The organism is Corallococcus sp. AB032C (assembly GCF_003668935.1).
Lineage (GTDB): Bacteria > Myxococcota > Myxococcia > Myxococcales > Myxococcaceae > Corallococcus > Corallococcus exiguus.
The window spans coordinates 126589-153164 of the sequence record NZ_RAWP01000008.1; the positions used below are offsets into that span (position 1 = coordinate 126589).

Genomic DNA, 26576 nt, shown 5'->3' on the forward strand with positions numbered 1-26576 from the left:
TCTCCTGGTCGCGGTGCGCCGCGCGTTCTACGCGCTGGTGCCCGGGTGCTTGCCGAACAGCTTCATCACCTGCTGCAGGTCCGCCCACGCATTGCGCTTCTCCGCGCTGTTGCGCAGGAGGTACGCGGGGTGGAAGGTGGGCATGAGCTGGATGCCCTCATATTCGCGCCACTGGCCCCGCATGCGAGTGATGGGGGTGGTGTCCCTGAGCAGCGTCTGCGCCGCGAACTTGCCCAGCGCGACGATGACCTTGGGCTGGATGGCGAGCAACTGCGAGCGCAGGAAGGGCTCGCACGCGGCGATCTCATCCGGCTCCGGGTTGCGGTTGCCGGGCGGGCGGCACTTCACGACGTTGGCGATGTAGACGTCGTTCCGGGTGAAGCCCATGGCGCCAATCATCTTGGTGAGCAGGTCCCCGGCGGCGCCCACGAAGGGCACGCCCTGGAGGTCCTCGTTCTCACCGGGGCCCTCGCCCACGAACACCAGGTCCGCGCGAGGGTTGCCGGAGCCAAACACGATGTTCTTGCGGCCCGAGCACAGCTTGCAGCGGCGGCAGTCGCCCAGCTCGCGGCGGACCTGATCCAGCGTGGGGCGTTCGCCCTCCACGACGCCGGGCAGCGCGCCGTTGTAGCGGGGCGCCGACTTGGGCACGTCCAGGAGCATGGCCGGAGCCGGTGCCGGTGCGGAGGGAGGCGGCGTGGCGGCGGCCAACGGACGGGCAGCGCCCAGGGGCTGCTTCATCGCGGCGTGCAGGGTGTCGCGCGACGGGGACTCCGGCGGGGGCCGGGGAGGCGTGGGTGCGGCGGCCGGCTCGGGGGCCTTGGTCCGGGCGATCATCGTGCGCACGGACGAGGCGGCGGCGCGCTGCTGCTGGAGTTCGGCGGCGACCTTCGCGTCGACGAGGATCGACCGGCCCGCGGTCTCCTCCTGCCAGAGCAGGTGGCGGCGCACGTCCTGGAGCACGTCGGCCAGCTCCTGCATGGAATCAGGCGTGTCGTCGTTCACGGTGGTGGATCGGTATCGGAGGGACCGTCCCGGCGCAAGGAAGCAGCCGGAGAAGTTGCCTGTACGCTTAGCCCAGGGTCGGGGCTTGCGCCACCTTCCGGGCGGAGACCCCGGGCTCTGGTCGAATCAGGACACACCCCCGGCGTAACGCCCTTGGCCACAGGGCGGACCTGGGGAAGATGGCGGGCGCTGGTTCCACGCCCTTCTCCCAGGAGTTCCTCGCACATGATCAAGGTGGCCATCGTCGTTGGAAGCACGCGGCCCGGACGCAAGGCGGACAAGGTCGCGGCCTGGGTCCACGACATCGCGAAGAAGCGCAGCGACGCCACGTACGAGATCGTCGACATCCAGGATTTCAACCTGCCCCTGCTGGACGAGCCCACTCCGCCGTCCATGGGCAAGTACACGCAAGCCCACACGCAGAAGTGGAGCGCGGCGGTGCAGGGTTACGACGCGTACGTGTTCGTCACGCCCGAGTACAACCACGGCACGTCCGGCGCGCTGAAGAACGCGCTCGATTACGTCTACAAGGAGTGGAACAACAAGGCCGCCGGCTTCGTCGGCTACGGCAGCGCGGGCGGCGTGCGCGCGGTGGAGCAACTGCGCCTGGTCGCCGCGGAGCTGCAAATGGCCACGGTGCGAGCGCAGGTGCAGCTGTTCCTCTCCACCGACTTCGAGCACTACACCGTCTTCAAGCCGGATCCGGCCAAGGAGAAGCAGGTGAACACGCTGCTGGATCAGGTCGTGGCCTGGGGCACGGCGCTGCGCACGGTGCGCGTGAAGCCGTAGCGGCTGCTCAGGTGTCCTGGCGGGCCCGCTCCGTGGCGGCCCGCCGCAGCGCCTCGGCCGTCTCCGGGTCCGCGGGGAAGAACGACTCGATGGCCAGCTCCGCGAGCGTGATGTCCACGGGCGTGCCGAACACGGTGATGGTGCCGAAGAACGACAGCGTCCCCAGCGACGTACGGATGCGCAGCGGCACCACCACGCCGCCGAAGTCGCGAGTCCTCGCGTCCGGGGTGGGATCCGGTACCGAGTAGCCGCGCAGCTCCTCCAGCAGCGCCGCGAGCGTTGCGTCCGCGGAGACGTCCACCTGCCGGGCCAGGCGGTGGAGGACGTGGTCGCGCCACTGGCGCAGGTTGTCGATGCGGGAGGCCAGCCCCTGGGGGTGCAGGCTCAGGCGCAGGACGTTGATGGGGGGCTCCAGGAGCTCCGGCGGCAGGCCCTCCATCAGGAGGCCCACGGCGCGGTTCGCGGTGACGAGCGTCCAGTGCCGATCCACCGCCAGCGCGGGGTATGGCTCATGGCCCGCGAGCACCAGCTCCACGGCCTCGCGCGTGGCGCTGAGGGCGGGGTCGTCCAGGGGGCGTTCGGCGAAGACGGGCGCGAAGCCCGCGGCGACGAGCAGGCTGTTGCGGTCGCGAAGGGGCACGTCCAGTTCCTCCGCCAGGTGCAGAAGCATGTCGCGGCTGGGCTGGGAGCGGCCGGTCTCCAGGAAGCTCACGTGACGGGTGGAGACCTCCGCGCGCAACGCGAGGTCCATCTGGCTCAGCCCGCGCCGCTGACGCCAGCCGCGCAGCAGTTCTCCCACGGGGCGGCTCTGCTGAAGGCTCGTCATGGAGGGGAAGATAGGGGGCGCACGTCATTGCTTCCATTCCCTCGGAGGTAATCGACGCCGCGTGTCTGGCCTCGCATCTTGTGCACCGTTTCATCCATTCCACTGAAGGGAACGTGTGCCATGAGCAAGACGAACGTGTCGGGAAGCCTGTTGCGCCGCGTGCTGCTGCTGGACGGTGTCGCCAGCGGGGCGACGGGCCTGTTGGGAGCGCTGGCCGCGGAGCCGCTCGGGGCGCTGACGGGCCTGGATCCGGCCATCCTGCGCCCGGCGGGGCTGGGGCTGGTCCCCTTCGCGCTGCTGCTGGTGTACCTGGCGTCGCGCGCCACCCTGCCCGCCTGGCCGGTGTGGTGCGTGGTCGCGATGAACGTGACGTGGGTGGTGGACAGCGTGCTGCTGCTGACGCACGGGCCGACGACGCCCACGGGCCTGGGGGTGGCGTTCGTCATGGCGCAAGCGCTGGCGGTCGCGGTGTTCGCGGCGCTGGAGTACGCGGGCCTGCGGCGCGGTGCGACGGTGGCTACAGCCTGAGTGTCTGGTCCGTGCGGCCCGGGCCTCACGCCGTGCCGCGCGGACAGGCTGGCGTTGTTATCGTGCGGGACATGGCTTCCCTCGCGCGCCCGTGGCTCTTCATCGCAGCGCTGTCCTCCGGAGTCCTCGGCTGCGCCACGCTCGGCGGTGCGCAGGGGAAGGACCTGGTGACGCTGCGCTACGCCTGGCCGGAGCAGTCCACCATCAGGGTGATGCACACGGTGGACGTGCGGACGGACTGGAGCGGCCGACAGACGGCGCAGCGCCGGTACGCGATGCGGATGGGGCCCGTGGATGGGGAGGGCCGTCGGCGGTTGGTGTTCCAGGACGTGGAGATCATCGAAGCCCCCTTCCCTGCCTTCGTGGAGCCCCTGGCCGCGTCCATCATCGACGCGCAGGGAGACTTCCAGGGGATTGATCCGCTGGAGGACGGCCCCGGTCAGGACCTGCTGGACGCGCTGCCGGTCAGCCCCATGAAGAAGGCCCAGATGGCGAAGGCCCTCAGCAACGGGCTGGAGCGCGAGGCCCGCAACCGGTGGAACGAGTGGGTCGGAATCTGGCACGGGTCGAGACTCAAGCCAGGGAGGACGGAGGTCGTGGCGACGACGATGTCCGTGGGCACCAGCCGCAAGAAGACCGAAGAGGTCCCCGCGGAGGAGCATGTCCGGCTGGACGTGGGAGTGCCCTGCTCTGAGTCAGTGCCGGAGCCCAAGTGCGTGAAGCTGAAGCTCGTGCGGGAACCTGTCGGACAGACGGACGAGACAAAGGGAAGGTACGCGCACGTGGAACTGGAGCTGGTGACGGATCCGGCGACGCTGCTGCCGTATTCATCACGTGTCATCCGCATGGACCGTGTCGACTGGAATGGCGGGCGCGGTGAGCCGGACTTCCATGAGGCCGTGCACGTGGAGCAGCACACGTTCATTCATGGGGTGGAAGGGCCTCCGGGGCAGGTGGCGGCTGTTCAGCTTTAGGCCTGTTTGGCGGATACGCGCAGGCCGGGCTATCACTGCTTGCCGTGCCAGTCCTTCCAGCCATCCAACGTGCCGTGAGCGCAGCGTCTGCCCTTGCCCTTCTTGCGTGCGGTTCGGCCACCATCGGCACCACGGGCAAGCCCGCCATGGCGAAGTGGGTGGGGTCCGTCAGCACGCCTGACGGCGGACAACTCCAGACGACTATCTATTATGGACCCTGGCAGTGCAGCGCAGCGTTCCTATCCCGCTGCGAGTCAAAGTGCGCGGCGCAGGGCCATGCACTCAAGGGCTGCATGTGGTTGGCCGATATCAAGGGCGACTGGAAGGGACGTTACCTGTTCATGCCCGCGGAGGCAGGCGGGCGTCTGGCCATCACCCACTGCTGCTGCGACTACCCGGCGGTATCGGACGGGAAGTGGCGGCGGGACACCTGGCAGTCCGCGAGAGAGTCCTTCCGCCGCAAGTGGAGCTCGGAGTTCGGAGACTGGCCGAAGACGAGCGGAGGTGAGAACTGGGCGGGTCACCACATCTTCGATCTCGCGCACGGTGGCGCCCCAATAGCCGCTGACAACGTCATCCCTGTCCCTGGGGACGTCCACAAGGTGTTCACCAACGAGTATCCCGCCTGCTACGCGCCTGGAGGCAAGTGGCTCACGCCGGGCCCCGAACGGCCTTACACGGACTGAGGAGCAAACATGTCGATGAAGCGCCTGCTCGACGAAGTCTCGCGCCTCCATTACCCTCGTCCGCCCGCCACGCCCGCGCAGGTTGCTGCCTTTGAAGCGCGCATGGGGTGGAAGCTGGACGAGGACCTGCGAGCCTTCTATCTGCACTGCAATGGAGCGACGCTCTTCGCCCCGCTCCCAGATGTGAACTACCACCTGCTGCCACTAGAGCGCATTGAGCGAGCGCGCGCTGCCATTTTTGGACGAGACGAGGACAGCGCTGGTCCGGCCACGCACTACTGTGTGGTGGACATGCAGGACGGCGACTACGTCCTCGTGGATGTCGCGCAGCAGGCAGACGGAAGCTATCCGCTGCTCGATGCATTCCACGAAACGTACCCAGAGGTGGAACGCATCGCATCGTCCTTCGCGGAGTTCCTGGAGAAGGCGCTGCGCAGCGGCAACCGCTCGTTCTGGCTGAGCACTGAGCCTCTGGAAGGATAGGAGTGAGCAATCAGCCCATGCCCACTTCGGCGAAGTAGTCGAGGAACGCGCGAATGCGTGCAGGAAGCTGTTTCGCGGGATCGAGGAACACCGCGTGGAAGACCACGGTGTCTCCGGGGTTGCGGTCCTCCAGCACGGCACTGAGCCGCCCGGCCTTGATGTCCTCACGCACCTGGAAGGCGGCGATCCGCGCGAGCCCCGCCCCCGCGAGCGCCAGGTGCCGCAGCGCTTCGCCGTCGCTCGCGAACAGGGTCCCGGAGACGGGGACGTTCACCACGGAGCCACGCTCCATGACGGGCCACTGCTCCAGCGCGGGCGTGTGACTGGCGCCCATGCGCGTATGCCGCTCCAGGTCCGAGGCCGACTTCGGCGTGCCCATGCGCTTCAGATAGGCCGGCGCGCCGACGATGACCTTGCGCGTCTCGCCCAGCCTTCGCGCGATGAGGTTGGACGACTTGAGTGGTCCCGCGCGGATGGCCACATCCGCGCGATCCTCCAGCAGGTCCACCACGTGGTCCGTGAGCCCGATGTCCAGGCGGATGCCCGGGTAGCGGGCCTGGAACGCTGGCACCTGCGGTAGGAGGACGTGCGTGCCGTAGGGCACGTTGGTGTTCACGCGCACCCGGCCCGAGGGCGCGTCATGCGACGTGACACCGCGCTCGGCGGCCTCCAGTTCCGCGAGCACCTGCACGCTTCGCTCGTAGAAAACACAGCCCTCGGAGGTGAGCTGGAAGCCCCGGGTGTTGCGGTGGATGAGCCGCGCACCCAGGCGGGCTTCCAGCCGTGCGACGAGCTTGCTGACCGCCGACGGCGTCATCCGCAACGTCCGCGCCGCCGCGGAGAACCCCTCCTGCTCCACGACCCGGACGAAGACCTCCATCTCCCCAGAGCGATTGATTTCCAGACGCGCCATTGAATTGAACTCACAAGCCTTGTGCCTGGGACGGCTCTACCTCGGGACAGGGCACGCGAATACTAGACCCGTGCGGCCCGAAAACGGATCCACGTGGGGCCGCATGGAGATCCTCATGTCTTCCCCCAAGAACGTGGCCCTGGTCGTCGGGGCCAACGGAATCGCTGGCCTCAACCTCATCGAACATCTGGAGTCGCTCGGCGGCTGGGAGGTCATCGGCCTGTCGCGGCGCGGAGGCGAAGAACGTGCGGGTGTGCGCTTCATCTCCGTGGACCTGCTCGACGCAGCCGACAGCCGCGAGAAGCTGAGCGGACTGACGCAGGTGACGCACATCTTCTACGCCGCCTACCAGGACCGGCCCACGCCCGCGGAGCTGGTGGCGCCGAACGTCGCCATGCTCGTCAACGTGGTGAACGCGGTGGAGCCTGTCGCCAGGAACCTCCAGCACATCAACCTGATGCAGGGCTACAAGGTCTACGGCGCGCACCTGGGACCGTTCAAGACGCCTGCCCGGGAGACGGACGCGCACCACATGCCTCCCGAATTCAACGTGGAGCAGCAGGACTTCCTGGAGCAGCGGCAGCAGGGCAAGGCGTGGACGTGGTCCGCGCTCCGACCGTCCGTCGTGGTGGGCTACGCGATGGGTACGCCGATGAACGCGGGGCTGGCCCTCTCGGCGTACGCGTCCATGTCGAAGGAACTGGGCATCCCGCTACGCTTCCCTGGACCACCGTCCGCGTACGACATCCTCATGGATGTCACGGATGCGCGGCTGCTGGCGCACGCCATGCTGTGGGCGGCGACAAGCCCGAAGGCCGCCAACCAGGCTTTCAACATTAACAACGGCGATCAGTTCCGCTGGAGCGAACTGTGGCCGAAGATCGCCCGCATGTTCGACCTGGAGGTGGCCCCTCCCCTTCCCATGTCACTGGTCGACGTGATGGCGGACAAGGCGCCGCTCTGGGACCGGATGGTGGCGAAGCACGGGCTCGCGCGCCACTCGTACAAGGACATCAACCCCTGGCGTCATGCCCACGGGGTGTTCTCGACGAACTTCGACTTCCTCGCGGATACGTCCAAGGCACGCCGCCACGGGTTCCAGGAGCACATCGAGACGGAGGTGATGTTCCGCGAGGTCTTCGCGGACTACCGCCGCCGCAAGATCATTCCCTGAGCGCTTCGATGACGAGCGAGCGGAAATAGCGCGCACCCGGATCCGCATCCGTCCGGGTGTGCCAGATGAGGCACTTGGTCATGCGCGGTAAGGGAAAGGGCATCTCCACCATGCGCAGGGGCAACATGTCGCAGAAGGCCTTGGCGACACGGCGGGGCACTCCCGCAATCAGGTCGGAGCGGGCCGCCACCAGAGGGTCCCCCAGCACGTCACGTAGCCGGGCCAATGCGTTGCTCACCGCGGATTGCGTGACGTGAAGCTCTCGCGCCGCGCCGGTCGCGCGGCCTGACTCCAGCACCGCATGCAACACGAGGAACAGGTTGAGGTCGATGGCGGAGAGATTCACGCCCGTGATTCTAACCATCATGGAACATCACTGGTGGAGAGAGCCCCTGGGGCCGTAGTCATGAGCGCGGAAAGTGAGGTCCCATGTCTCTACCCACCGAAGCCGCCGCCATCCGTGAGCGCATGCAGCGCCTCTACGAGTGCTGGAGCCAGGGCGACGCCCAGGCCTACGCCGCTTGCTTCACGGAGGACGTGGACTACGTCGCCTTCGACGGCAGCCACTTGAAGGGACGACAGGCCAACGCCGAGGCCCACCAAGCCCTCTTCGATGGGGTCCTCCGGGGCTCGATGCTCGACGGAGAAGTGAAGTCCGTGCGCTTCCTCGCCCCGGACGTGGCGCTCATCCACGCCGAAGGCGTCATCAAGCTGCGCTGGCAGCGCAAGGCACCCAAGGCACGCCGCTCCATCCAGACCATGGTCGCCGTGAAGCTTGAAGGCGTCTGGTACTTCACCGCCTTCCAGAACACCCGCATCCAGCCACCCAATGCTTTCGCGCGCTGGGTGATGCGGCTGATGACACCGAAGCGCTCAGCCGCGCGGTGACACGAGCAGCAGTGACAGGATCTCCGCCGCCACCGCGCGCTTGCTGCCCTCCAGCACCCGGTCCGGGCCACTGCGCGAAATCACCGTCACCCGGTTCGTCTCAGTCCCAAACCCCGCGCCCTCCGCGGTGACGTCGTTGGCGACGATGGCGTCCAGCCCCTTGCGCTCCAGCTTCTCGCGCGCGTGCTCCACCACCCGCTCCGTCTCCGCCGCGAAGCCCACCAGCACCGGCCGCTTCGCCTTCCCCGCCACCTTGCGTGACGCCTCCAGCAGCACGTCCGGTGTGCGCACCAGCTTCAGGTTCTCCGGGCCTTCGCCCTTCTTCACCTTCTGCGGCGCGCGCGTCTCCGGCCTCCAATCGCTCACCGCCGCCGTGGCGATGAACGCGTCCGCGGACTCCACGCGCGACAGCACCTCGCGCGCCATGTCCTCCGCGCTCACCACGTCCACCACCTCCAGGCCCGTGCGATCCACCGCGCCCACCGGGCCCAGCACCACCGTCACCTTCGCGCCCAACGCCCGTGCCTCGTGCGCCAGCGCCAGACCCATCTTCCCCGTGGACGGATTGGAGATGAATCGCACCGGATCCAGGTACTCGCGCGTGGGGCCCGCCGTCACCAGCACCGTCTTGCCCGTGAGCGGACCGCCTCCCAGCCGCGCCGCCACCGCGGACACGATGGCGCCCACGTCCGCCAACCTCCCCGCGCCCACGTCTCCACACGCCAGCATCCCCGCGCCCGGCCCCACCGTGCTGAAGCGCGCTTCCTTCAGCAGTGACTCCACGTTCTCCTGCGTCCGGGTGTTCTCCCACATGGCCACGTTCATCGCGGGCGCCAGCACCACCGGCCCCTTGAACGCCAGCAGCGACGTCGTCACCGCATCCCCTCCGAAGCCCGCGCGGATCTTCGCGATCAGGTCCGCCGTCGCGGGCGCCACCACGTAGAGCTCTCCCCAGCGGGCCAGGTCCAGGTGGCCGAAGTTCCCCTCCTGCGCCGGGTCGAAGTAGTCCGTGAGCGGCGGATGCCCCACGAGCGCCTGGAAGGTCAGCGGGGTGACGAACTGGCGTGCGGCCTCTGTCATGGCCACCCGCACGTCCGCTCCCGCGCGGCCCAATTCACGCACCAGCTCGCAGGCCTTGTACGCCGCGATACCGCCACCCACGCCGACGATGATCCGGCGACCCTTCAATGCGGATGCGTCCATGCGGCTTCATTACGCGCCAGCCAGCCCGGTCGCAACACGACTACCGCAGGGACACCTCGCCCTGGGTGGGAACGTCCACCGAGCGCACCACCGGGCCCGACCCGGGCATCTCCGCGTGGAAGTAGCCCCACACCAGCGTGTACCTGCCCGGCCGCAGCCCCTGCACCACCACCCGCTCCGACATGGGCTGGTACACCAGCTGCGCGAAGCTCGAGCGCAACAGCTCCGTGGGCGGATTGCCCACCGAGCCCACCTCCCCCGGTACCACCCACAGCGCCTTGCCCCGCTCCGGCTGGATCAACACCGTCACGGAGCCCGTCCCCGGCACCGGGCCCAGGTCCAATGTCATGTCCGCGCCCGCCACCTGCACCACCACCGCCGGCTGGCCCGCGCCACGCCCGCCCACCACGAAGCGGTAGTTGCCCGGCGACAGGTCCGCGCTGTAGCTGCCATCCGCGCCGGTGATGAGCGACACCGACTCGCTGCGGTCCGCGTTGAGCCCCTCCACCTGCGCGCCCGCCGCGGGCTTCCCGTCCGACAGGTACACCCGGCCTGTCAGGTGCGTCGCGGGCTTGAGGGTCAACTCCACCGGCGCAGTGCTGCCTCGCGGCACCTCCTGCGTGCCGCTCACCTTGCCCTTGCGCGCGGACAGCGTGAAGCGCGGCACGAAGGGCGGGCTCGCCAACGTGAAATTACCATCCGGCCCGGACAGCACCGACCCGTCGCACACGTCGCACGTCACCACCGCGTCCGGCACCGCACCACCTGACGCATCCCGCACCCGCCCGGACACCGACGGCGCCTTCACCAGCACGATGTCGCCCATGTCCTGCGGCGTCGCGGGGCGGTCCACCACCTGCGGCTCGTACCCCGCCGCATCCACCGCCACGATGAGCCGGTCCCCCGCCGTGGACAGCGGCAATTCGAAGCGCCCATCCGGGCTGTTCACGTCGTGTTCGTCCATCCGGAAGCGGCGCACCGGCTGGCCCGAGTCATCCACCACGCGGCCCCGGAACGTCGTGCGCCGGCGCATCTTCACCTGCACCGGCGGCCCGCCCGGCTTGCCCTGCGGCCGCTCCATCGGCTCGTAGCTCGCGTGGCGCGCCTCCACCACGTAGGTGCGGTCCGGCCGCAGCGCGCGGAACTCGAAGTGGCCGCTTGAATCCGACTGCGTCGGCTCCGCCACGCGCGGCGCCACGCTCATCGCCGCGCCCACCACCGGCTGACCGTCCTCGTCCACCACGTCGCCCGTCAGCTGCGCGCCCGCCTCCAGCTCCACCGTCACCTGCTGCTTCCCACCGTCCTGCACCGTCACCGACTTGGGGCTCGACGGCAGGTACTCCGGATGCGACGCCACCAGTTGGTACGTGCCCGGCGGAAGGCCCCTCATGGGCACCACACCGTCCGGACCGGAGGGGCGGTCGCTGCGGAAGATGTTCTCCGGATCCGCCCACATCGTCACGTCCGCGCCCTCGACCCGCCGGCCGCCGCTGGTCACCGTCACGTCCGCGCCCGCCTTCGCCTCCAACGACAGCGTCACGTCCGTCGCGGGCGCCGACGCCTGCACGCTGCCGCCACCCCATTCCGAGTGGTGCGCGTGCAGTGTGTAGAGCCCCGGCATGGGCACCTGCGCCGTGAAGTGGCCGTCCTCGCCCGCGTTCACCACGCCGCCCGTGGGCTGCACCAGCACGGACACGCCCGCCGCGGGCCGGCCGTACTCGTCGATGACCTGTCCGCTGATGACCGTGGCCTTCGCCAGCTCCAGCTCCAGCGGCGTCTCGCCCGGCGCCACGCGCGCGGGCAGCTGCGCCGCGGTGAAGCCCTCCGCCTGCCCCTCCAGCACGTACTCGCCCGGCGCCAGCGGCCCCAGCTCCGCCAGGGCCCCGGTGGGCACCGCGTCGCGGCGGATGAGGTCACCCGCCACCGTGCGCAGCAGCAGCTGCGGGTTGGGCACCGGCTGGCCCTCCTCGTCGACAATCGTGACGAGCAACCGGCCCGCGGCCTCCAGCACCAGCGTCACCTGCGTCACCCGCTGCGACAGCGTGAGCGTCTGGGGCGCGGAGCCGAAGCCCGGCGCCTCCGCCGTCACCACCACCTCGTCCGGGTACAGGCCGTTGAAGCGCACCGGCCCGCCCTGCGCCTCCGCGTGCTCCTCGCGCGTCAGGTGGTCGCCGCGCAGCCGCACCGTCGCCGCCGCGGGCGCCCCGTCGCGCAGCACGCGCACCTCCAGCGTGCGCGAAGGCGTCAGCTTCAGGCGCAGCGGCTGCGAGTCCGCCTCCACGTGCTGCGCCACCGCGGGCTGGAAGCCCTCCGCGTCCGCGAGCACGTAGAAGGGGCCCTCGCCCAGGCCCGACAACGTGAAGGCCCCGCCCGCGCCCGCCACGGCCTCGAAGGGCAGCGGCACCTTGCGCGACACCGCGCGCACGCGCGCCCCGGGCCTCGCATGGCCGGAGTCATCCACCACCGTGCCGGTGATGCTCCGCAAGGGCGGCAGGTACAGCTCCACCGCCTCCCCCGGCGCGGCCCGGTCCTTGAGCGCCACGCCCAGCCCCGCCGAGCGCGCCCACACCGTGAAGGACACGCCCGCCAGGTGCTCGAAGCGGAACTTCCCCTCCGCGTCCGTGCGCACCGTGGCGCGCGCCGTGAGGAAGCCCTGCTGCTGTTCGAAGAAGGCCCGCGTGTGCAGCGCCGTCTCGTGCGCGGTGCAGGCCAGCAGCGCCAGTCCGCACTCGTCGCACCGCACGTCCGCCAGCGTCCGCTCCGCCGACGCCGCGAGCGACACCTCCGCGTCCGCCACCGGCCGGCCGTTGCCGTCCAGCACGCGCCCGGTGAGCGTCAGCCCCTCCTGCGCACCGGACGACACCGCCACCGCGTTGAAGGCGGGCATCCCCTGGCGGATGGAACTGGCGGAGACGGGCGAGACGGGGCGCGCGGCCGGAGTGCCCCACCGGGGCCCCAGCACGATGGCGGCGAGCGCCAGCACGGCGGCCACCGCGATGAAGACCCATTTGCGCATGTGTACGCGGCCGGGACCTTACTCCCAGGCCCGCCCCCCAACGACGGTTTCCCCCGGGAAATTCCAGAGCGTCTTCTTGAAGACGCCCCAGGAGCCGTGGGAGTTCCCGCTCAGTCCTCCGCGAACGGCTGGATGGCCTGCGCCACCGCCAGCTCCTGCCGGGCCTCGCTCAACTCCGAGTTGGTGGCGCGCAGCCGGTCGCTCAGCACCTGCACGAAGCTCCAGAGCATCTTCACCGCGAGGATGGCCTCGCGCTTCATCAGCCCCATCAAGTCAGAGCGGGCGATGACCATGGTCCGCGTGGGCTCCGTGGCGCGCACGGTGGCGGAGCGGGGCGCGTTGTCGATGAGGCCCATCTCGCCGAAGTGCCCGCCCGAGCGCAGCTCCGCGATCTCCACGCCGTTCTTCTCGATGGCCACCCGGCCCCGGATGACGACGAAGAGCTCCTCGCCCGGCTGCCCCTCCACGACAATCTCCCGACCCGCCGGGTAGGTGCGCGTGGTGGCGATGGACAACACCGCCGTCTGCTCCTTGTACGTAAGGTGGCGGAAGAGCGGGATCTTCCGCAGCGCCTCCATGCGCGACTGCGCCTCGCTCGTCTCCTCGCTGGCGAGCGCCGCGCTGTCGCCGGCCACCTTCACCACCACCGCGGTGATGTTGTCCTTGCCGCCGCGCTCGTTGGCGATCTCCACGAACTTGCGCGGCAGGTCCCCGGGCTGCAGCCCCGCGACCAGCGGCAGTATCTCCTCGTCCTCGACGTAGCCGTGCAGGCCGTCCGAACAGAGGAGGAACACGTCGCCGGGCATCAGGTCCACGATGAGCGTGTCGACCTGGACGGACTCCTGGATGCCCACCGCGCGGGTAATCACGTTGCGGTACTGCGAGGTGGCGGCCTGCTCCTTGGTGATGGTGCCGGCCTTGAGCTGCGCGGCGACGAGCGTGTGGTCCTCGGTGAGCCGGTGACACTGCCCGTGCCGCACCAGGTACACGCGGCTGTCGCCCACGTGGCCGATGACGCCCTTGTTCCCGCCCACCGCCAGGCACACGAACGTGGTGCCCATGCCTCGCTTGGAGGCGTCCGTCATCGCCGTGCGGTAGATGTCCGCGCACGCGCGCTGCACCGCCACCTCCACCAGCGCGGCCGCGGCGGAGCGACTGTCCGCCGTGGGGTTCTGCGCCAGGTCCTTGAGCAGGTGCCGGTTGGCCGCGATGTGCTGCTTGACGACCTCCGTGGCCCGCGCGCTGGCGACTTCACCCGCGGCGTGTCCGCCCATGCCATCGGCGACCATGAACAGGCCGAGCGACGCGTCCACCATCATCGCGTCTTCGTTGTGTTGCCGTTTCCGGCCGACATCGGTCAGCCCGAAGGCTTCTGTGGTCAAGGCCACCGCGAACGCTCCCATCCGTGCCTAGAGGGTGACTCCGCACGTTACGCAGGCCGCCGAAGACGTGGCAAGACTTCAGGATTGTAGCCGCACCGACAGCAGGCGCGCGAAGACTCCGGCCGTGTAGAAGCTGACCTCCACCTGGCCGAAGCGCAGCCGCATCCCGTCCTCCAACGCCCGGGGTTTGCGAGCCAACAGCCGGCCCCCGACCACGTACGAGCCGTTCTTCGAGCCCGCATCCGTCAGCCGAAAACCGGTATCCCCCGCGTCCCGGGAAAACCACGCGTGAAACCGGGACACACTGCCGTCATCCAGGACGACGTCGTTGTTGCTGGTGCGCCCCACGGTGATGCCCCGGCCGAAGGCGTTGCCCTGGGACTTGAGCAGCGGGAAGACGATGGGTTCGTCCTGACCGAGCGTCGGCGGACCGGCGTTGGTCACCGTCCGCACGGGGTACTCCTCCAGGTCGGAGGGGGGCACCGCGCCCAGGGGAGGCGTGAAGAGGAGGAGACCCGCCGGGAGTCCCCGTTCGAACTCCTCGCGGTTGCGCAGGTAGCGCGCGACGTGGGCACTGAGCAGCTCGGCCATGGACGTGGAAGCGGCGCCCTACCCGCACCGGCAGGCGGGGCCGCTCTCGCTCATGGAGTGTACCGCGCCCCTACCGCCAATCCGCGAAAAATCCGATGTTAACGCCACCCACGAAGTCACGCGCGAAGCTGCGGTTCTTCAGGCCGAAGGGCTCCGCGTAGCTCAGGGCCAGGCCCACGCCCACGTCGCGCGGCAGCTGGTAGCCAATCTGGAGGCGGCCCTGGACGGTGCCCGCGACGCGGCGGTCCGGGGGCTGGGTGGTGAAGTGGGCGCCGTAGAAGGTGGGGCCGCCCGTCACCTGGAAGCCCCAGTGGGCCTTGCCCGGCAGGTGGTTGCGGTAGCCGAAGCCCAGCTGCGCCGTGTGCTCGTAGTAGGAGGACACCGGCAGGTAGAGGTTCCGGTCCGCCAGCGCGCTGTCGGGCAACGACGCCGCCCACCCCACCCCACCCTCCAGGACGGCGATCCACGCGTCCTTGCGGTCCTGGAAGATGGTGAACTCCCACTGGATGCGCAGGTTGGGGATGATTGCGCCGTTGTTGATTTGAGTGCCCAGGAACACGCCCCGGGGCAGCCAGGCGGGCGTGGGCGACACGTGGCCCCGCAGGTCCAGGGCTTCGCGAGACTGCGCGGCGGCGGTGGTGGAGACCAGGGCAAGCGAAACAACCAGCAATGCGCGAGCGAGGTGGAGCATGACCTCTATCCACCGTGGCAGCGCGCACTTGTCAACGAAGTGTTCCCTTGGCTATGACACGCCACGCCCTTCCTGCCGTCGCGGGAGGTCACCAGGAGCGGAACACCGAATGCCAGTCGTCACGGTCCGGGCCAGCAGCAAGCAGGGTCCGGCACAGCTCGACACGCTGGTCCGCAAGGTCACGCAGAAGACGTCGGGGCTCCTGGAGGAGAACGACCGGGTGCTGGTCGTCTACGGCGAGGGGCGCGCCAACCTCTACTACGAGGGTGAGCCCCGCCCGCGCACCGTGCCCCGGCCGGCCTGACGTTCCGGCTTCCCCTCAGTCGTCAGGACCCAACCTGCGCGCGCGCTGAAAGAGCGCCGGCGGGTTCCGTTCCACGGCGGCGATGAGGCGGTGTCCCAGCAGCTCGTAGGTCTCCGTCTCGATGGGTCCTCGGCCCGGGGCCTCCAGCCCGTCGAAGTTGCCCACGCGGTAGCGCGCGGCGAAGACGAAGTGGAAGTCCGGCGGCGCGAAGAGGTGCTCCGGGTCCCCCGCCGGGTGGACGTCCATGGCCCAGCGCGGTTCGAACGACGGCGGGTGGATGCCGCGCTCCACGCGCTCCATGTGTTCGCGCGTGTAGAGCCCGGTCATCTCCTCCAGCGTCGCGCCGGTCTCGAAGCGGACGTGCGGGTGGAGGCGGTAGCAGGGGTGCTGCGGATCCAACGCGTAGAGCCAGCCGCCGGGCGGGGTGAGCTCGCGGAACACGCCGAGCATCCGCTCCGCAAGCTCGCGGTAGAGCTCCAGGCGGACGTCGTGCTCCAGGCGGAAGAAGTCCTCGCCCACGACGAAGCGCACACTGCCCTCTTCCGAGGAGGGCCACGAATGGTCCAGCGCGTGGCGCTCCGCATCGCCCGACAAGGGCATCCAGGCTTCGGCTTCCAGGTTGAGTTCGAGCACGACCCCTGCCCCCCCTTCGCGAAAGCCAGGGTATGCGCGCAACGCAGGAATCGCGCAAGCACCTGCCGGGAGGGGTCAATGCATGGCATCCGACGTCCGCCGCGACGAGGACCGGATGTGGAAAGCCGCTGGGGCCCGCCACACCCGGTGTCGCGAGGTGGACGACGGGACCGAGCCGGGTGAATCAGGGCAGCGCCACCTCATTGTCGTGCTTCCCCTGGTACCTGCGTTTGAGGCCGTCCTCTCCGCGGCCATGGGGTTCCTCTCCATTGATCAAACAATTCACGCCGTCAGCCTTCAAAACGGCGCGGGCGACGTGAATGACAGACGCTCTCCCGTGCGTGGATGCACGAAGGCCAGCGCGTCGGCATGGAGCATCAGCCGCGCGTCCGCTCGTCCAAAGCGCGCGTCCCCGGCAATGGGCACTCCCAGCCCCAGGCGATGCGCTGCATGGATACGCAATGTGAGGGGCGGATGGGTCGTGGGAACGAACTCCACCCGGGTCCGGGCCGCCTCGCACTGGAGGACCTTCCACGCGCTCCGGGTCCGCTTGCCGTGGCGCACGTCCACGCAGTCCTCCAATGACGCGTGGGCCACCGGGCGCAGCGGCAGGTCGATGAGGCCTGAGTCTCCTTCCACGCGGCCGTCCACCCAGGCGACATGGTGGTGCTCCGCCTCGCGCTGGGAGAACTGGCGCTGGAGCGAGACCCGCGTCACCGCATCCCGGGCGATGACGAGGAGGCCGGAGGACTCGGCGTCCAGTTCGTGGAGGAAGCTGGCGGGGGCCAGTTCCGGAAACCGGGGCTGGAGCCGGACGAGCACCGAGTCGCGCGTGGGCGCATGGCGTCCGGGGAGCGTGGGCAGCCCCTCGGGCTTGTCGACCACGAGGAGCCATGGGTCCTCATGGAGGACGCGCGGTTCGGGTACCGCTGTCGCGGTGGGAGGCGGCAGCTCCACGTCCAGGCCTTGCAACATGTACGGCAGCACCGTGCCGCATTTGTTGTTACACGCCGGGTAGTACGCACCGGACTCCCTGCGGCCACCGAGCGGCGGTGCTCCCCACCAGAACTCCGCGAGTTCCAGGGGCGTCAATCCGTTGCGAAAGGCATACGCCAGCAACTTGGGCGCCGCGCAGTCACCGGCGCCACCAGGAGGAGGCTTGGGCGCGAACAGCGAGGCCAGTGTCTGGGTTTCACCGCGCGCATTGGGAATGACATATCCCTGGGTCACCTGACGCCACAGGGCCCGCGAACGTTCGGCGCGCACGTGCTCCACTTCCGCCAGGCGCGCTTCCACCTCCCGGAGGGCATGACCGGGGCCGTGCCTCCGCAGTGACTCGGCGTCGCGGCACAGCTCCGCATGCCGTTGTTCCAGCACGGCCAGCTCCGCCTCGCCCGCGGGCCAGAACGCGTCGCGGGCCACCGGGTCGAACAGCGGCGGCACGAAGCCCTCCACGTGCCACGTGCCGTTCAGCATCCCGGAGAACGCCCGGAGGAACCCGAGCCGCCCCCCAGGCGCCGCGACGCCCAGCACACCGAACATCTTCCCACGCCCCGGCCGCCACAACGCCTCCGAGTACGTGGCGTCGCGGCGCAACTCCTGCTGGAGCGCCTCCGCCGCCTGGCGCCCCCAGGCACTGGGAGGGCCTCCGCGGAAGGGGCTCGCCAGCCGCTCCGGTGGGAGCTCCCCGGTCGTATCCATCCAAAGCATCAGGGTCGATTCCATGACTTCACCCGCTGGCGCATCCGGGAGCTTCCGCGCACCCGCCCCTCTACTTCCTTTGAATCCTCTTAGAGAGGACGGCCTCCTGCATCTCCACGCCAACAAATCCAGTGCCTTGGACGGCCTGTTTACTTTCGATCAGCACCTCCCCTAGTGAAATCATGTCACCGAAAGTCCGACTGTGTTTCACCCAATCCCGCGCCCGCGAGTGGCACGGGGTTTCTGAGAGTTTCACCAAAAGACTCTCATCTACGACATCGGGCAATGCCGAGGGGGCGTTGTGTTTCCACACCAGAAGAGAAGCATTGCGTCAAGACACGGGAGGACCGCGTTCTTCGCCGCGCTTTGCGGCGTGATGGCCTGCGGGCCACGAGCGCCCGGTGATGCACCGGAGGGTGCCACGGGCTCCACCACGCAGGGCATCCAGATCGTCAACCTGCCGTACCGGGACAAGATCGTCCCCGAGCCCGTCCCTCCTCCCTCCCCCGCCTGCGCCCGGACCCTCAGCGCGGAGGTGGTGGCCTTCGATCAGGTCTACACCTACAACCGCCTGGGTTCCTACAACCCGACGGGGATGATCTACGCGCTCCGCGACGACGTGGAGGCCATCAACGGCAAGCCCGGCCTGACTCCCGGCAACGTCCGCCTGAAGGCGGACAAGCGCCCTCGCCCGCTCACGCTGCGCGCCAACGTGGGGGACTGCCTCTCGGTCAAGTTCCACAACATGCTGGCGCCCACGCGCTCCGCCATCCCCAGCCCGTCCCAGTCGCAGCCGGGCGTGAGCCGGGCGTCGGGCTCCAGCAATGGCTGGACGTTCCTGCGCAAGGTGATGCCCGCCTGGGTCCTGACGCCCACGTATGACCGGATCAAGTCGCTGCTCCAGAACGAGCCCTCCGGCGGCTTCTGGGTCTTCCCGGGCGACGAGGGCAAGTTCGACGACACGCACCGCGAGGACTCCCCGGCCACGCGCACCGCGTCCATCCACATGCAGGGCCTGCAGTACCTCTCCATGAACTCGGACGGGGCCTGGGTGGGCAAGAACGCCAGCAGCCTGGTGAGCCCCGGCGCCAGCACCACGTACACCTGGTACGCGGACCACGAGGGCGTCTTCTTCTTCTACAGCATGGGCGCGTCGTTCGGCGGACAGGGCGACGGCGGCTCCACGGTGCACGGCCTCTTCGGCGCCCTCAACGTCGAGCCGCCGGGCGCGCGGTGGTACCGCTCCAAGGTCACCGGCAAGGCGCTGGAGGCCGTCACCACGTCCCGCAACCCGGACGGCACGCCCGTCATCGACTACGAGGCGACGGACGGCTCGGGCCGGCCGGTGCTGGCCATCCTGGACGGCGCCAACCGCATCCGCCACGGCGACCTGGAGGCGCTCATCACCGGCTACTCCAGCACGGTGATGGGGACGTCCACGTCGCGCGACACCGGCAGCTTCCGCGAGTTCACCGCCATCTACCACGACGAGGTGAAGGCGGTTCAGGCCTTCGACGAGCTGGAGTGGAACCCCACGTTCCACAGCGTGCGCGACGGCTTCGGCATCAACTACGGCGTGGCGGGCCTGGGCGCGGAACTGCTCGCCAACCGCGCGAAGATTGGCCCCACCAAGGACTGCGTCACCTGCGAGTACGAGGAGTTCTTCCTGGAGTCGTGGGCCAACGGCGACCCCGCCATGAACGTGGAGAAGGACGCCTCCGGCCGCGCCACCCAGGCGCTCTACCCGGATGACCCCACCAACGTGCACCACAGCTACCTGGGCGACCCGGTGCGCATCCGCAACATCCACGCGGGCCCCGCGGAGACGCACGTCTTCCACCTCCACGCCCACCAGTGGAAGTACTCGCCGGGCGTGGACGCGTCCAACTACCTGGACTCGCAGACCATCGGGCCGGGCTCCGCCTTCACCTACGACATCAACTTCGGCGGCTCCGGCAACCGCAACTTCACCGCGGGCGACTCCATCCACCACTGCCACCTGTACCCGCACTTCGCGCAGGGCATGTGGGCGCTGTGGCGCGTGCACGACGTCTTCGAGTCCGGCACGAGCGACCGCCTCCTCCCGGACGCGGAGATCAAGAACGGCACGCCCAACCCCGCCGTCGTCCCGCTGCCCAACCGGGCGATGCCGCCCATGCCCACCTACGCCAGCACCACCGTCACGGACGGCAACGGCCGCCCGGTGACGCGGCCGGCGTTCCCCGGCTTCCCCTTCTACATCGCGGGCATGTCCGGCCGCCGCGCGCCGCAGGCGCCGCTGGACCTGGAGTTCGACGGTGGCCTGCCCCGCCACATCGTCACGCGGGCCGTGGGCCCCGTGACGTACGGCGCCTCCGGCCGCTTCGACGTGGACCCCTCCGCTCTCAACATCAAGCTGCTGCCCCAGAACGGCACGCCCATGGAGCAGAACGCCATGGCGTTCCACTCGGGGAGTTTCCCCAACGCCTCCAGCGTCACCACGCTCTACGGCGACCTGGCTGCTGGCTACCCTTCCTACACGCCGCTGGGAGGCAGCGGGACGTTCACCGTCAACGGGCGCAAGCCGGTGGCGGGCGCGCCCTTCGCGGACCCCTGCCCGGAGAACACGGGCGTGCGCAACTACCGCGCGGCCTACCTGCAAATCGACATGCAGCGCATCAACCGCGCCGGGTGGCATGACCCGCAGGCCCGGCTGATGGTGCTCAACGAGGACGTGCCCGCGACCCAGGACGGACTGCGCCCGCCGGAGCCCTTCTTCTTCCGGGCCCAGTCCGGCGAGTGCATCAACTTCTACGCGACGAACCTCATCCCCGCGCACCTGGAGCCGGACGCGTTCCAGATCTACACGCCCACGGACGTCATCGGGCAGCACATCCACCTGGTGAAGTTCGACGTGACGTCCGCGGACGGCGCTGGCAACGGCTGGAACTACGAGGACGGCACGCTGTCCTCCGACACCGTGGCGGAGCGGATCCACCTGGCCAACGCGGCCGGCGGCGCCTTCGCGGCGGACGGCAACGTCTCGGAGACGGGCACCCGACTGACGCTCACCGCCCCGGCGTCGCACCCGCGCATCAGCCGCGCGCCGGGCACGGCGCAGACCACGGTGCAGCGCTGGTGGGCGGATGACCCGTCCGCGCAGCGCACGCTGGAGACGGTCTTCACGCACGACCACTTCGGCCCGTCGTCGCACCAGCAGCACGGCTTCTTCGGCGCGCTCATCGTGGAGCCCAAGGGCTCCAAGTGGCGCGACCCGCGCACGGGCGTCTACTACGGCTCGCGCGTGGCGGACGGTGGCCCCACCAGCTGGCGCGCGGACGTCATCACCGCGGACCCCAGCCAGAGCTTCCGCGAGTTCACCCTGGGCTTCATGGACTACAACCCGCTCTACGACGAGTGCGGCCAGCCCGTGAACCCTCCCAACTACAAGGAGGACGCGCTGCCCTGGGCGGTCGGCTTCGAGTCCACTCCCATGCCGGAGGCCATCAGCGCCGCGGACCCCGGCGGCATGATGATCAACTACCGCAACGAGCCCATCCCGCTGCGCATCTCCTCGCGCTCCACGCGCTGCGGCACGCGCAAGCTGCTCGCCACCAAGTCGGGAGAGATGTCCAACGTCTTCCGCTCGGACATCCACGGCGACCCGTACACCCCGCTGATGGCGGGCTACGAGGGCGACCGCATCAAGATCCGCCTGGTCCAGGGCTCGCAGGAGGAGCAGCACAGCTTCAACCTGCACGGCCACAAGTGGCTGCGCGAGGGCGGCGACCCGAACAGCGGCTTCCAGAACGCGCAGGCCATTGGCATCTCCGAACACTTCGAGTTCGAGCTGACCGGAGGCCTGCCCGCCATCGGCGGCACCTACGAGACGGCGGACTACATGTACATGAGCGCCTCCAACGGCGACCTCTGGAACGGCATGTGGGGCCTGATGCGCACGTACCGCAACAAGCAGAAGGGGCTGCGGTCGCTGGGCGACGTGGCGATGCTCGCGGTGGACCTGAACCCGCGGTTGGATCTGGCGATGTCCGCGGGCGGCAAGGAGCTGCTCCAGGCCTACCCGCCCGTGTCGCTGCTGGAGATGCCGGAGCGCGCGGGCCTGCCCCGGCTGAGCGAGAACGACGAGACCATCCAGGCCTCGTACGAAATCAACGACAAGGGCGAGGAGCTGAAGCAGCGCACCGTGGCGTTCGCGCTGGAGGAGCGCGAGGCGATGCTGAAGATCGACCGCGAGCTGGTGCTCCAGTACGAGAACACCGGGAAGCTGGGCGTCAAGCCGGTGAAGGTGGACTCGTGCCCCCGCAACGCGCCGGTGCGGCTGTACACGGTGTCCGCCATCGACGCGCGCAACTGGCTGCCCGGCGGGCGGCTCGTCTACAACAGCAAGCACGGCTTCTATGATCCGGACGCCGTCATCTTCGCCCGCGACGAGTACCTGTCCGACCTGAAGCTGGGCAAGCGCGCGCCGGAGCCGCTCATCCTCCGCGCACGGGCCGGCGAGTGCGTGCAGGTGGTGCTGACGAACCGGCTGCCCGCGACGGTGCCCACGAAGAAGGACGTGTGGGCGCACCACTCGGCCATCACGTCCAGCTTCAACGTCAACCAGACGCGGATGTCCAACCACGTCTCGCTGCACCCGCAGCTGGTCAACGTGGACGTGAACACGGACGACGGCGCGAACGTGGGCCTCAACGCCCAGCAGACGGTGCCGCCGGGCGCGACGCGCACGTACCGCTGGTTCGCGGGCGAGTTCAAGAGCTCGCCCTGGACGGCGCCGTTCCCGGTGGGCCAGGTGACGCCCATGGAGTTCGGCATCGTCAACCTGCGCAACATGGCGGACGTGGTGAACCACGGCATGCACGGCGGCATCGGCGCGCTGGTCATCGAGCCGAAGGACGCGGACTGGAGCACCGACTCCGGCACGGACGCGCAGGCGCGCGTGCGCTACACGCGCCCGGACGGCGGCAAGCAGACGTTCCGCGAGTTCGTCCTGCTCTACCAGGACGACCTGGGCCTGCACACCGACAACCCCCGCTTCCAGGACTCCAGCCTCAGCGGCCTGAACAGCGGCACCGCGCTGCGCAACACCAACGGCATCGACGACTCGCAGGACACCGGCCAGAAGGGCTTCAACTACCGCACCGAGCCGCTGTGGGCCCGCCTGGGCGTGCCGCCGCAGACGCCGCCGGAGGACACGAACAACTACGACCTCACCGCCATCCTCAGCACCGCCACCCACGGTGACCCGGCCACGCCGGTGTTCACCGCCAAGGTCGGCGAGCCGGTGCGCTGGCGCGTGGGACAGCCGTCCGGCCACTCTCGGCAGCACGCCTTCGCCATCCACGGCGCGGAGTGGCGCCGCAACCCGTGGGCCGCGGGCGCGCAGTCGCGGGTGATGGGCCCCAACGCCACGTCGCCGGTCATCTCCACGCAAGGGGGCTCGTCGGTGATGCACCACTGGAACATCGTCCCGGAGTACGGCGCGGGCGGCGCCTACGGCGTCACGGGCGACTACCTGTACCGCGACATGCCCAGCTTCCTCTGGAGCAGCGGCGGTCTGTGGGGCGTGTACCGGGTGGAGTAGCCCCGGCACGTTCTCCGGGTGGCGCGGGGGTGGAAGGCCTTCCTTCCCCTCGCGCCGCCCTTCCCTCCTTCCTGGCCTCACCGCTTCGAACCACCCATGCGCAAGCCCTTCGTCTTCGCCACCGCCGGTCTGCTGTCCACGGGACTCCTCGCCGTGGGTGGGCATTTCTTCTTCACGCGAGCCCCCGCCGAGCCCGTGGCCTCACGGCCCGTGCCCATCACCGCGCCCGCCGCGAAGGTGACGCGCGACGGGGTGTCGCTCGCGTTCGACCTGACGTTGCTGCCCCGGCCGCTGGAGGCCGAACTGGGCTCGCCGCTTCAGGCGCTCGCACGCGTCGCCGTCACGGATGCCCGCACGGGAGAGCCGCTGGCGGGGCGACGTCCCCTGGCGTGGATGCGCCTGCGCCCCCAGGGTGAGCCTGCTCCGGACGACGCCGCGTGCAAGGAGCGGGTGCGGTCGTATCTGGGCGGGCTGCTCTCCGCGCAGGCGGACGTGGACTTCAACGCGTACTGGTTCCTCACGCTCAATCACGACCAGACGGTGTCCGTCATCAACCCGCAGATTTCCTTCGACCGCACGAAGCTCCAGCACCTGGTGTCCGTGGGCGGCGGCGCGGCGGACTGGGCGCTCTTGCCGGACCGCTCCGCGCTGTACGTGACGGTGCCGTCGCAGGACACCGTGTCCGTGGTGGACACCCAGCGCTTCGTGGTGACGCGCCCGCTGCGCGTGGGAAGTCAGCCGGGGCGCATCGCGCTGTCCCCGGACGGCCTCACCGCGTGGGTGAGCAACGACGGCGACAGCACGGTCAGCGTCATCGACACGCCCGCGCACGCCGTCCGCGACCCGGTGGACGTGGGGCCGGGCCCGCACGCCTTCGGCTTCTCCGACAGCGGGCGCACCGCCTGGGTCTCCGCTCGCGACGCCAAGGCGCTGACGGCGCTGGACGTGGCCTCCGGAGAGGTGCTGGGCCGGGTGGAGGTGGGCGCGGGCGTCACCGCGCTGGCCTGGAGCGACGTGGCCCGGGCCCTCTTCGCTTCAAGGCCCGAGGCGCGGGAGGTGGTGGTGGTGGACGCCGCGCGCCGCGAGGTGTCGCGCCGCATCCCGGTGAAGGGCGGCCTGGACGCGCTGCGCTTCGACAACACCGGCCGCTGGGCCTTCCTGGTGCACCGGGACGCCAGCACCGTGGACATCCTGGACGCGGCCTCCGGCCAGGTCGCCCACACGCTCACCGGCTTCTCCGCGCCGGACTCCGTCGTGTTCACGGACGCCTTCGCCTACGTGCGCAACACCACCGACAGTCGCGTGACGCTGGTGGAGTTGAAGACGCTGGAGGGCACCGGCACGCCCGCCCAGGTGCACATCACCGCGGGTCAGCGCCCCGCGGCCGAGGCACGGGAGCTGGGCCGGTCGGATCCCATCGCGCCGCTGCCGGAGGGCAATGGCGTCATCATCGCGGGCAACGCGGACCGCGCGCTGTTCCTCTACCAGGAGGGCATGATGGCCCCGCGCGGCACGCACCTGAACTACGGCCGCGAGCCCCGCGCGGTGCGGGTGTTGGATCGCTCGCTGCGCGAGGTGGAGCCCGGCGTCTTCACCGCCCGGGGCAGCGTGCGCGAGAACGGCACCTATGACGTCCAGGTGCTGCTGGACAACCCGCGGGTCGTGGCGTGCCTGGAGTGGAAGGTGGGCCAGGTCCCGCTGGACGCGTCGTTCGCGAAGGCGCGGCCCTTGAAGCTCACGCCAGAGTTCGACGCGAAGCGGACGTACGCGCCAGAGGAGACAGTGCCGCTGCGCTTCCGCCTGGAGCCCACCGCGGGCGCGGGCGCGCCTCCGGTGTCGCCAGAGGAGATCCGCGTGCTGCTGTTCCGCACGCCCGGCACCTGGCAGGTGCGCACCGAACCCCGGCGCATCGCGGACGGGGTCTTCGAGGTCGACTTCCGGCCGCCGTCACCGGGCCAATACAAGTTCGTGGTGGGCGTGGAGGGCCGGGGGCTGGACCTCGGCCGCCTGCCCACGTCCACCCTCGGCGTGTCGTCACCGCTCGCGGCCGCCGTCACCTCCGAGTCCGCCCCATGATGATCCCGACCCTGAAGCAGGCTGTGTTCGCCCTGGCGCTGACGTGCGCGCCGCTCGCGTCCGCGCAAGAGGATGTGCGCGTGCCCCTGCCCACGCGGCCCGCTGCCCCCGAGTCCCTGGACGTGACGGTGCCGGATGTGACGCTCGTGGATCAGCACGGCCGGCAGGTGAAGCTGTGGTCGGACCTGGTGCGCGGGCAGACCGTGGCCATCAACTTCATCTTCACGCGCTGCAAGACCATCTGCACGCCGGTGACGGCCACGCTCGACCGGGCGCGCCAGCAGTTGGGGCGCGGCGCCAACGTGCGCTTCATCTCCATCACGCTGGACGTGAACAACGACACACCGGAGCGGTTGGCGAAGTTCGCGGAGCCCTTCCATCCGGGGCCGAACTGGTCCTTCCTCACCGGCGAGCCCGCGAAGGTGAAGGAGGCGCTGGTGGCGCTGGGCGGGTACGTGCCGGACAAGGAGTCGCACCGGCCGCTCGTGCTCATTGGCAACGCGCTCACCAGCAAGTGGACGCGCGTGGACGGGCTGGGCAGCCCTTCGCGCATCGTAGAGGCGGTGAAGGAGGCGCAGGCGTCCTCCGCCGCACCGCCGGAGCTGGCGGTCGTGGACGGTACGGCCGCCCAGGACGCCGCGGCGGCGAAGTACTTCACCAACACGGAGCTGGTGGACCAGCACGGCAAGACGCACCGCTTCTACGAGGACCTGGTGCGCGGCCGGACGGTGCTCATCAACTTCGCGTTCACGTCGTGCAAGGGCGCGTGCTCCCCCATCACGCAGCACCTGGCGGAGGTGCAGCGGAAGCTCTCCGCGCGCATGGGCAAGGACGTGCACATGCTCACGCTCTCCGTGGACCCCACCAACGACAATCCCAAGAGCCTGGCGAAGTTCGCGAAGAAGTTCGGCGCGCGGCCGGGGTGGTACTTCCTCACGGGCTCCCGGGAGAACATCACGCTCGTGCTGAAGAAGCTCGGCGGCTACGCGGAGAAGCCGGACGAGCACAACACCACGCTGCTCATCGGCGACGCCTCCACGGGCATGTGGGTCAAGTCCCCGGCCATGGCGATGGCGGACAACATCGTCGCCGCGGTGGAACACCTGAACGATCCCAGGTGAGGGAGCAC

The 26576-nt window shown here is 69.7% G+C and carries 22 protein-coding genes; 11 read left to right on the forward strand and 11 right to left on the reverse strand.

Features of this window, described 5'->3' with window-relative positions; all coding sequences use genetic code 11:
• Positions 1-27: 27 nt before the first annotated feature.
• Positions 28-1005: a uracil-DNA glycosylase family protein gene (locus tag D7X99_RS43085; protein ID WP_199756322.1), complete on the reverse strand. Its 978-nt coding sequence runs from the start codon at positions 1003-1005 to the stop codon at positions 28-30.
• 225 nt (positions 1006-1230) lie between these two features.
• On the opposite strand from D7X99_RS43085, the gene D7X99_RS05325 reads away from it, so the two are divergent.
• Complete coding sequence (locus D7X99_RS05325; protein WP_121776768.1) at positions 1231-1794, forward strand: NADPH-dependent FMN reductase; 564 nt, start codon at positions 1231-1233, stop codon at positions 1792-1794.
• 7 nt (positions 1795-1801) lie between these two features.
• On the opposite strand, the gene D7X99_RS05330 is transcribed toward D7X99_RS05325, so the two are convergent.
• Complete coding sequence (locus D7X99_RS05330) at positions 1802-2620, reverse strand: helix-turn-helix domain-containing protein (RefSeq protein ID WP_121776769.1); 819 nt, start codon at positions 2618-2620, stop codon at positions 1802-1804.
• Between the two features lie 120 nt (positions 2621-2740).
• On the opposite strand from D7X99_RS05330, the gene D7X99_RS05335 reads away from it, so the two are divergent.
• The 4 genes from D7X99_RS05335 (at position 2741) to D7X99_RS05350 (ending at position 5291) form a co-directional block, all read left to right on the forward strand.
• Entirely contained in the window at positions 2741-3148 is a 408-nt protein-coding gene (locus D7X99_RS05335; protein ID WP_120578901.1) for a hypothetical protein, read from the forward strand.
• Positions 3149-3219: 71 nt separating this feature from the next.
• Positions 3220-4122, forward strand: a complete 903-nt coding sequence (locus D7X99_RS05340) for a hypothetical protein (protein ID WP_121776770.1) — start codon at positions 3220-3222, stop codon at positions 4120-4122.
• A 293-nt stretch (positions 4123-4415) separates the two neighbouring features.
• The gene (locus D7X99_RS43450; protein ID WP_233613093.1) at positions 4416-4808 is read left to right on the forward strand and encodes a hypothetical protein; all 393 of its coding nucleotides are present in this window, start codon (positions 4416-4418) and stop codon (positions 4806-4808) included.
• A gap of 9 nt (positions 4809-4817) precedes the next feature.
• Complete coding sequence (locus D7X99_RS05350; RefSeq protein WP_121776772.1) at positions 4818-5291, forward strand: SMI1/KNR4 family protein; 474 nt, start codon at positions 4818-4820, stop codon at positions 5289-5291.
• Positions 5292-5301: 10 nt separating this feature from the next.
• Here D7X99_RS05350 and D7X99_RS05355 read toward each other — a convergent pair whose 3' ends face one another.
• Positions 5302-6204: a LysR family transcriptional regulator gene (locus D7X99_RS05355; RefSeq protein ID WP_121776773.1), complete on the reverse strand. Its 903-nt coding sequence runs from the start codon at positions 6202-6204 to the stop codon at positions 5302-5304.
• 115 nt (positions 6205-6319) lie between these two features.
• Here D7X99_RS05355 and D7X99_RS05360 point away from each other — a divergent pair, with 115 nt between their 5' ends.
• Complete coding sequence (locus D7X99_RS05360; protein ID WP_199756323.1) at positions 6320-7378, forward strand: SDR family oxidoreductase; 1059 nt, start codon at positions 6320-6322, stop codon at positions 7376-7378.
• On the opposite strand, the gene D7X99_RS05365 is transcribed toward D7X99_RS05360, so the two are convergent.
• Positions 7368-7745, reverse strand: coding sequence for a LysR family transcriptional regulator (locus tag D7X99_RS05365; RefSeq protein ID WP_121776775.1), 378 nt, complete (start codon positions 7743-7745; stop codon positions 7368-7370). The genes D7X99_RS05360 and D7X99_RS05365 overlap by 11 nt on opposite strands.
• 62 nt (positions 7746-7807) lie before the next feature.
• On the opposite strand from D7X99_RS05365, the gene D7X99_RS05370 reads away from it, so the two are divergent.
• Positions 7808-8266, forward strand: a complete 459-nt coding sequence (locus D7X99_RS05370; protein ID WP_121776776.1) for an SgcJ/EcaC family oxidoreductase — start codon at positions 7808-7810, stop codon at positions 8264-8266.
• On the opposite strand, the gene coaBC is transcribed toward D7X99_RS05370, so the two are convergent.
• The 5 genes from coaBC to D7X99_RS05395 all read right to left on the reverse strand — a co-directional run bounded on the left by coaBC (position 8252) and on the right by D7X99_RS05395 (position 15149).
• Positions 8252-9469, reverse strand: coding sequence for a bifunctional phosphopantothenoylcysteine decarboxylase/phosphopantothenate--cysteine ligase CoaBC (gene coaBC / locus D7X99_RS05375; protein WP_121776777.1), 1218 nt, complete (start codon positions 9467-9469; stop codon positions 8252-8254). The two genes, D7X99_RS05370 and coaBC, sit on opposite strands and share 15 nt — an antisense overlap.
• A gap of 40 nt (positions 9470-9509) precedes the next feature.
• The gene (locus tag D7X99_RS05380; RefSeq protein ID WP_121776778.1) at positions 9510-12485 is read right to left on the reverse strand and encodes a carboxypeptidase regulatory-like domain-containing protein; all 2976 of its coding nucleotides are present in this window, start codon (positions 12483-12485) and stop codon (positions 9510-9512) included.
• 110 nt (positions 12486-12595) lie between these two features.
• Positions 12596-13888, reverse strand: a complete 1293-nt coding sequence (locus D7X99_RS05385; RefSeq protein WP_120562662.1) for a Stp1/IreP family PP2C-type Ser/Thr phosphatase — start codon at positions 13886-13888, stop codon at positions 12596-12598.
• A gap of 57 nt (positions 13889-13945) precedes the next feature.
• Positions 13946-14458: an FHA domain-containing protein gene (locus D7X99_RS05390; RefSeq protein WP_121776779.1), complete on the reverse strand. Its 513-nt coding sequence runs from the start codon at positions 14456-14458 to the stop codon at positions 13946-13948.
• Between the two features lie 70 nt (positions 14459-14528).
• Complete coding sequence (locus D7X99_RS05395; RefSeq protein ID WP_121776780.1) at positions 14529-15149, reverse strand: hypothetical protein; 621 nt, start codon at positions 15147-15149, stop codon at positions 14529-14531.
• 109 nt (positions 15150-15258) lie between these two features.
• Here D7X99_RS05395 and D7X99_RS05400 point away from each other — a divergent pair, with 109 nt between their 5' ends.
• Entirely contained in the window at positions 15259-15453 is a 195-nt protein-coding gene (locus tag D7X99_RS05400) for a hypothetical protein (RefSeq protein ID WP_120578891.1), read from the forward strand.
• A gap of 15 nt (positions 15454-15468) precedes the next feature.
• On the opposite strand, the gene D7X99_RS05405 is transcribed toward D7X99_RS05400, so the two are convergent.
• Positions 15469-16086 (reverse strand): DUF2716 domain-containing protein, encoded by a 618-nt coding sequence (locus D7X99_RS05405; RefSeq protein WP_121776781.1) that lies wholly within the window; start codon positions 16084-16086, stop codon positions 15469-15471.
• Between the two features lie 297 nt (positions 16087-16383).
• On the reverse strand, positions 16384-17787 hold the full coding sequence (locus D7X99_RS05410; protein ID WP_233613094.1) for an RluA family pseudouridine synthase: 1404 nt from the start codon (positions 17785-17787) through the stop codon (positions 16384-16386).
• Between the two features lie 376 nt (positions 17788-18163).
• On the opposite strand from D7X99_RS05410, the gene D7X99_RS05415 reads away from it, so the two are divergent.
• The 3 genes from D7X99_RS05415 (at position 18164) to D7X99_RS05425 (ending at position 26568) form a co-directional block, all read left to right on the forward strand.
• Positions 18164-23371, forward strand: coding sequence for a copper oxidase (locus tag D7X99_RS05415; RefSeq protein ID WP_233613095.1), 5208 nt, complete (start codon positions 18164-18166; stop codon positions 23369-23371).
• Between the two features lie 96 nt (positions 23372-23467).
• Positions 23468-25447 (forward strand): YncE family protein, encoded by a 1980-nt coding sequence (locus D7X99_RS05420; RefSeq protein ID WP_147476031.1) that lies wholly within the window; start codon positions 23468-23470, stop codon positions 25445-25447.
• On the forward strand, positions 25444-26568 hold the full coding sequence (locus D7X99_RS05425; RefSeq protein WP_233613096.1) for an SCO family protein: 1125 nt from the start codon (positions 25444-25446) through the stop codon (positions 26566-26568). Before D7X99_RS05420 ends, D7X99_RS05425 begins: the two co-directional genes overlap by 4 nt.
• The last annotated feature ends 8 nt before the right edge of the window (positions 26569-26576 follow it).

Coding starts and splice junctions, on each gene's coding strand:
- D7X99_RS43450 (WP_233613093.1), top strand. CDS start 4,416: ATGTGGTTGGCCGATATCAAGGGCGACTGGAAGGGACGTTACCTGTTC.
- D7X99_RS05380 (WP_121776778.1), bottom strand. CDS start 12,485: ATGCGCAAATGGGTCTTCATCGCGGTGGCCGCCGTGCTGGCGCTCGCC.
- D7X99_RS05330 (WP_121776769.1), bottom strand. CDS start 2,620: ATGACGAGCCTTCAGCAGAGCCGCCCCGTGGGAGAACTGCTGCGCGGC.
- D7X99_RS05415 (WP_233613095.1), top strand. CDS start 18,164: ATGGCCTGCGGGCCACGAGCGCCCGGTGATGCACCGGAGGGTGCCACG.
- coaBC (WP_121776777.1), bottom strand. CDS start 9,469: ATGGACGCATCCGCATTGAAGGGTCGCCGGATCATCGTCGGCGTGGGT.
- D7X99_RS05350 (WP_121776772.1), top strand. CDS start 4,818: ATGTCGATGAAGCGCCTGCTCGACGAAGTCTCGCGCCTCCATTACCCT.
- D7X99_RS05370 (WP_121776776.1), top strand. CDS start 7,808: ATGTCTCTACCCACCGAAGCCGCCGCCATCCGTGAGCGCATGCAGCGC.
- D7X99_RS05325 (WP_121776768.1), top strand. CDS start 1,231: ATGATCAAGGTGGCCATCGTCGTTGGAAGCACGCGGCCCGGACGCAAG.
- D7X99_RS05420 (WP_147476031.1), top strand. CDS start 23,468: ATGCGCAAGCCCTTCGTCTTCGCCACCGCCGGTCTGCTGTCCACGGGA.
- D7X99_RS05355 (WP_121776773.1), bottom strand. CDS start 6,204: ATGGCGCGTCTGGAAATCAATCGCTCTGGGGAGATGGAGGTCTTCGTC.
- D7X99_RS05385 (WP_120562662.1), bottom strand. CDS start 13,888: ATGGGAGCGTTCGCGGTGGCCTTGACCACAGAAGCCTTCGGGCTGACC.
- D7X99_RS05400 (WP_120578891.1), top strand. CDS start 15,259: ATGCCAGTCGTCACGGTCCGGGCCAGCAGCAAGCAGGGTCCGGCACAG.
- D7X99_RS05340 (WP_121776770.1), top strand. CDS start 3,220: ATGGCTTCCCTCGCGCGCCCGTGGCTCTTCATCGCAGCGCTGTCCTCC.
- D7X99_RS05425 (WP_233613096.1), top strand. CDS start 25,444: ATGATGATCCCGACCCTGAAGCAGGCTGTGTTCGCCCTGGCGCTGACG.
- D7X99_RS05395 (WP_121776780.1), bottom strand. CDS start 15,149: ATGCTCCACCTCGCTCGCGCATTGCTGGTTGTTTCGCTTGCCCTGGTC.
- D7X99_RS05390 (WP_121776779.1), bottom strand. CDS start 14,458: ATGGCCGAGCTGCTCAGTGCCCACGTCGCGCGCTACCTGCGCAACCGC.
- D7X99_RS05410 (WP_233613094.1), bottom strand. CDS start 17,787: ATGGATACGACCGGGGAGCTCCCACCGGAGCGGCTGGCGAGCCCCTTC.
- D7X99_RS05335 (WP_120578901.1), top strand. CDS start 2,741: ATGAGCAAGACGAACGTGTCGGGAAGCCTGTTGCGCCGCGTGCTGCTG.
- D7X99_RS05365 (WP_121776775.1), bottom strand. CDS start 7,745: ATGATGGTTAGAATCACGGGCGTGAATCTCTCCGCCATCGACCTCAAC.
- D7X99_RS05360 (WP_199756323.1), top strand. CDS start 6,320: ATGTCTTCCCCCAAGAACGTGGCCCTGGTCGTCGGGGCCAACGGAATC.